Raw genomic sequence first — 5,597 nt, 5'->3', positions numbered from 1 at the left:
GGGCGTGTCGCCGTAGCCGCCGTCATCGCCGTAGGACCCGTCCTCGTTGACACAGGAGTTGCCGAAGGCCGGGTTGAGCACGGCTACCGCGTCGATGGTGTTGCCGCAGGCATTGACGGGCACGTGGACCGGGGCCTGGATCTCGTTGCCGGACGCGACGCCCGGCGAGCCCTTGGCGGCGCCGTCGGCCGACGAGTCGGCGGCGGCCTGGCCGCCGCACAGGGACAGGATGCTCGTCGCGGCCGCCGCCGCGACCATTCCCCTGCTCAGGGTCTGTCGCAATCTCGTTGTCTTCCTGCTGGTAGAAGTGGGAACAGCCGGCCTCGGAACGAACGCGATTTTCCCGGGGCCGGCCATGTCGCATCCGGTGCGCTTCGACGTCAGTCGTTCTCGCACTCGTTGCCGAAAGCCGGGCTCAGGACGGCGATGGTGTCGACGGTGTTGCCGCACACGTTGTGCTGGATGTGCACGGGAATCTGGATCACGTTGCCGGACAGGACGCCCGGGGAACCCACCGCGGCAGCCTGGGCACCGGAGTCGGCCATGGCCGGACCCGCCATGCCCAGGGCCATGACCGCTCCCGCGAGGACAGCAGCGCTCTTCTTCATGTTCTTCCCTTCTCTGCGGTCATGCCCTTTTCGGCCGAGACCGAGCGAGCACAGCTTGTAGGGCTCGCATCATGACCTGCAGCCTGAAAACGACGAACCGGCGTCCCAAGAAACCAAGAAGCGCACGGCAAAACGGAATTCACCCGAATGCCCCACGAGGGATTCCGGGTACGCCACGGCGGCCCGCCGGGGACCCGGCGGACCGTCATGGCGTCGTACGGAGCGAATCAGTCGATGTCCGCTGACAGGACCGACAGATCCTCCAGGATGTGGTTCAGCGCACCGTCCCGCTTGGCGTTCGTGGAGTTGTCCGCGCACTGCTGCTGGACCTGGTCCGACAGGACCGGGATGTCCTGGATCAAGGTGCCGGCACCGGTACCGAAGTTGAGGTCCTGAACACCGACACAGGGCTTGTTCAGCGAGCCGTTCACCAGCGAGAGCTGAGGGCTCATGTCGCCCTTGGTCGCGGAGTTGCCGAACGACGACGAGGCGCCGTTGCCGTTGGCCACGGACGGTCCGGAGTCGTCCCCGACGGCAAGAGCCTGGGGAGCAGCCGCCACCGACATACCGATGACAGAGGCGGCGGCCGCCGCGGCAACCATTGCCTTCTTGAGCACTTCGCGTTCCTTTCCTCGTAACGACGCATGCCCTACGGCCTCATCAACCCGGCTCCGGATGAATGGTTGCGGGTGTTCACCCGGTTGGCCGCTGCGCTCAGAACCCCTGGCAGGAACAGGGAAGAAGAACACACAAACTGTTCTGGCGTGGGCTGACGGAGTGACGAGGTGAAACCATGCGCCGGCCGCGCAGTTGACCAGAACGCTCCGGAGGACGGGGTTTCCTCAGAAAGGACTGGTCAGTGATCAAGAAGGTTCTTGCCACCGCGGCGATCGCCGCTTCCGTCATGGGAGCCTCCGCTGCCGCGGCCCCGCAGGCGCTTGCGGCCGGCGACGACAGCGGTCCGACCACCGCGAACGGCAACGGGGCGATGCAGAGCTTCGGCAACTCGTCCACGTACGGTCACATGAGCCCGCAGATGGCGCTGATCCAAGGCTCGTTCAACAAGCCGTGCATCGCGGTGAGCGACCTGCCCATCGGTATCGGCGGGCTCGTCCAGGACGTCCCGATCCTGTCGGACCACCAGCAGCAGCAGTGTGTGGAGAACTCCACCAACGTCAAGCGCGACGGTGCGCTGTCGCACCTGCTGGAGGACGTTTCGGTCCTTTCGGCGATCGGTGACTGACGCAACGGCACCGGGGCGGGTGGTCGAGCACTTGCTCGGCGGCCCGCCCCTTTCGTTCGTCCGGTGTCAGCGCCCGCCCGCGTACGGGGCTTCGATCTGCTCGGCGTAAGCCGCCGTCGCTGCCCGCCGCTTGACGTTCAAGGTGTGGCGGCGGCGGTGGTCTCGGTGAGGCCGTAGCCCTCGTGGATCAGGATGCCGGCAGCGTAGAAGAAGAGGTTGAGCTCGCGGTCGAGGGGGCTGCCGTCGCTGATGGCGTAGCGCATGCGGCCGCCGAGCTCCTTGCGGACGCGGCGGTAGACGCCGGCGTCGAGCCGCCAGACGCGCGGGGGTGCGGGGTGGGCGGCCGTGCCGGCCGAGACGGTCTCGGTGTTCGCGGCGGTCTCGGTGACGACGTACCGGGCGCCGGAGTCGCGGACGGTCCACTCCACCTGGCCTGCGGAGGAGGTGGCGTGGACGCGGACGGTCTGGCCGCCCGCCGACCAGACGGCGAAGTCCAGCACCGTCCATTCGTAGCGGGTGCGGGACATCACCGCGACGCGGCCGCCCGGTTCGAGGCCGGCGGCGATCAGGCCCTCGGCCACGGCGGTGACCTCGTCGGCGAAGGCCGCCGCCGTGACGGGTTGCCAGGTGCCGTGCGCCTCCCGGCGCAGGACCACGGCGTCGGCGGCCTCCGCCGCGTTGGTGAACGGGAGGTCGGTGATGCCGCCGGTCGCCGGACGGGGGGCGAGGGGTGCCACGCGGGCCTCGCGGACGACGCCCCGTTCGGCCCTGACGGTCTCGGCCTTCGTACGGATCACCAGGTCGGTGCGCTGCATTGCCCGTTTGAGATCCCTGCGTACACCCATGACGGGTCCCGGTCACGGATGAGACTGACGTGCCGCCGTGCCTACTTACTCTGGAGTCAACTTACTCGCGCATAGCAACTGGTCAATGGGGCGGGGGCACAGAAGCCGGTTCACGCTGCCGAGCGGAGTCCACATGAGGGTCGCGCACCGGCCTTGTCACGGAGCGGGCATCCGCATCATCCGCCTCTCGAGAAAACTCTCGACTTTTTCGGTCACTCCCGTAATCATTCCGATTCGCGAAAACGCGAGAAGGACCGGAGTGGATTCCCTACGATGATTTTCATGAGTGTGCTGGTCTTCCTTCTCTCGCTCGGCACCGTCTGCCGCGTCACGCGATTCCTCACGAAGGATGCCCTCGCCGCGGGACTCCGCTCTCGGATCGCCGATCGTTTCGGTGACGACTCCCGGCTGGCTTATCTGATCACTTGCGGATGGTGCGTCAGCATATGGGTCGCGGGCGCCGTCACCGCGCTCGCCTACTGGGCCGGCGAGGAGACGTGGTTCCAGGCGGGCGCCACTCTGCTCACCCTGTCCTATCTCACCGGTCTGGCAGCCACCTGGGTCGACTGACAGGCACGTTGGAGAAAGTGGCCACTCTCACCCTGGATAATGTGATTAATTGACGGCTCGTGTCGGCAGGGCGGCAGCCGGGGATTAACCGGTAGGGCCAAGGGCGCGCTGCCGGCCCGGAATTCTCCCGGCCCTCCCTTGACCGGTCGTCCGGGCGGCCGGACGGAAGGAGGCAGACCATGCCATGCAACTGCGGGCGCACCAAAGGCGCCAGCCGGTCGACGACCGTATACCGGCTGGTTCTCCCCAACGGCGTCACACGCCAGTACCCCACACGGCAGGAAGCCGATGCCGCCAACCGAAGGGCGGGCGGAGGGGGTTCCGTCACCGCGGTCAGCCAGTAGGCCCGCAGGCGGCACCCGCGATCGGCCGACCCTACGAGGCCGTCGACAGAGACCACACGGCAGCCCCTCGGCGTACCGGAAAGCCGGTGCGCCGAGGGGCTGCCGCTTGCCGTGACCAACGGCGGAATCCAGAACGACGACACCTTGCAGCGCCCGGTCGCATCGAGGACCGGACAGGCCTGGGATTTCCCGCGGCACCATCGCGAGCGTGCCGCGGATGCTCCTGGTGACGCACGCGCGCGAGGACGGGAAAACCGAGAAATCCTTTCCCTTCCGCAGACGGCGCGGAAAGAGGCGACACCCATGCGCCGCGCGATCCGTGTTTTCCGCTTCTTGTACCACTGAGTGCGCTGCGCCGAACGAGTGGTATTCCGTTCGTCCATCTGGACCACGATCTCGGACGGGGCGCCTACTGGTGCTGAAAGTAGGCGATCCGCCGCGAATCCGAGCGGACCAGGGAATCCTCGCAGAGCGCCGCACCGACGAGGCCGGAAATCCCTCATCCCGGATGTACGCCACTTGGGCGATGACCCTCACTCCTTTTCGCGGATCATCCGAAAGGAGCCACATCGTGGCCAGTTCGACCACCACCGTCACCTCGACACCGGATCCATCCGTCGCCGGTCAGGAAGTCACCTTCACCGCCACCGTCCAACCGGAAGTCGCCGACGGCCCCAGCCCGACCGGCACCGTCGACTTCGTTCTCGACGGTGCGCCCGTCGCGACAGTTCCGCTGGACGCAAGCGGACAAGCGCAGTACGCGACCGCTGCCCTGGACGTGGATCTTCACGGAATGGAGGCCACGTACTCGGGCGACGCGGAGTACGAGTCGTCCACGGGCGCGGACACGCAGGAGGTCACCCTCGCGAACACCACCACCACGCTGGTCGTCGACCCCGAGCCATCGCTCTGCGGCGAGACGGTCACCCTCACCGCGCAGGTGACCCCCGTGCCGCCCGGCGCGGGCACCCCCACCGGCTCCGTCTCCTTCATCGTCAGCGACGACGGTCCGGTCATGTCCGCGCCCGTGGATGCGACGGGGCAGGCGCAGGTCACGATCAGCGACCTGCCGGTAGGCCTGCACCGGGCAGCCGCCTTCTACACCGGCGACGCCGAGTTCAACGCCTCGAACTCGCCCCTCATGGTCCTCGTCGTCGAACAGGCACCCGTCACGCTCACCGCGTCGGCCGGTCCCGATCCGTCGGTGTGCGGGCAGGAGGTGGAGCTCTGCGCCACCGTGACGCAGACACTCCCGGGCAGCGGCACCCCCACCGGGACGGTCACCTTCACCGGCCCCGGCGGACTGACCGCGTCTGCGCCCCTGGACGCCGACGGCACGGCCTGTGTGACCACGACGGTGCTGGAGACCGGCACCGTCACCGCCACCTACGACGGTGACGAGTGTTACGGGCCCGCGACGGTCTCCTTCGACGTGACGGTCGGCCCTGCTACGAGCGCGGTGTCCCTGACGGTGGATCCGACCCCCTCTTTGTGCGGCCAGAGTGTCACCGTGTGCGCCACCGTCACAGCCGTCGCCCCCGGCAACGGCACCCCCACCGGAACGGTCATCTTCACCGGTCCCGGCGGGCTGAACGAGACCGTGGAACTGGCCGCCGACGGCACGGCCTGCACGACCACCGACGTGCTGCAGACCGGCACCGTCACGGCCATCTTCGGCGGTGACCCGTGCTTCACCCCGTCGACGGGCACAGCGGACGTGACGGTCGCTCCGGCTGGCAGCATCGTCTCCCTCACCGCCGACCCGACCCCCTCGGTCTGCGGCCAGCCAGTGACCGTGTGCGCCACGGTCACGCCCGTCGCCCCCGGCAGTGGCACCCCCTCCGGAACCCTCACCCTCACCGGCCCCGGACTCGACCAGACCATCGGCCTCGCACCCGACGGCACCACCTGCATCACCGCCGACAACCTCACCACCGGCACCATCACCGCCACCTACAACGGCGACACCTGCTTCACCCCCTCGACC

General features: G+C 68.1%; 6 protein-coding genes and 1 pseudogene. 3 read left to right on the top strand and 4 right to left on the bottom strand.

All coding sequences use genetic code 11. The features are described 5' to 3' along the window. The 3 genes from ACFW6P_RS23120 to ACFW6P_RS23110 all read right to left on the bottom strand — a co-directional run. A partial coding sequence (locus ACFW6P_RS23120; RefSeq protein ID WP_386424560.1) for a chaplin occupies window positions 1-282 on the bottom strand: 282 nt, incomplete at its 3' end. A 98-nt stretch (window positions 283-380) separates the two neighbouring features. Next, window positions 381-608: a chaplin gene (locus ACFW6P_RS23115; RefSeq protein ID WP_386359810.1), complete on the bottom strand. Its 228-nt coding sequence runs from the start codon at window positions 606-608 to the stop codon at window positions 381-383. 227 nt (window positions 609-835) lie between these two features. Further along, window positions 836-1,225 (bottom strand): rodlin, encoded by a 390-nt coding sequence (locus tag ACFW6P_RS23110; RefSeq protein ID WP_386359812.1) that lies wholly within the window; start codon window positions 1,223-1,225, stop codon window positions 836-838. 242 nt (window positions 1,226-1,467) lie between these two features. On the opposite strand from ACFW6P_RS23110, the gene ACFW6P_RS23105 reads away from it, so the two are divergent. Further along, window positions 1,468-1,851, top strand: coding sequence for a rodlin (locus ACFW6P_RS23105; RefSeq protein WP_386359814.1), 384 nt, complete (start codon window positions 1,468-1,470; stop codon window positions 1,849-1,851). Between the two features lie 143 nt (window positions 1,852-1,994). Here ACFW6P_RS23105 and ACFW6P_RS23100 read toward each other — a convergent pair. Next, window positions 1,995-2,696: pseudogene (locus ACFW6P_RS23100) on the bottom strand (AMP-binding protein); the annotation flags it as partial. Between the two features lie 282 nt (window positions 2,697-2,978). Between ACFW6P_RS23100 and ACFW6P_RS23095 the strand changes: the two are divergent. Together ACFW6P_RS23095 and ACFW6P_RS23090 are read left to right on the top strand one after the other, a co-directional pair. Then, window positions 2,979-3,266: a hypothetical protein gene (locus tag ACFW6P_RS23095; RefSeq protein WP_386359816.1), complete on the top strand. Its 288-nt coding sequence runs from the start codon at window positions 2,979-2,981 to the stop codon at window positions 3,264-3,266. 915 nt (window positions 3,267-4,181) lie between these two features. Next, window positions 4,182-5,597: Ig-like domain repeat protein (locus ACFW6P_RS23090; protein ID WP_386424557.1), on the top strand; the 1,416-nt coding region annotated here is incomplete at its 3' end.

This window comes from Streptomyces sp. NPDC058741, assembly GCF_042746715.1.
Taxonomy (GTDB): Bacteria; Actinomycetota; Actinomycetes; order Streptomycetales; family Streptomycetaceae; genus Streptomyces.
The sequence above is the reverse complement of the archived record's forward strand: the minus strand, read 5'-3'. Positions and strand labels throughout refer to the sequence as shown.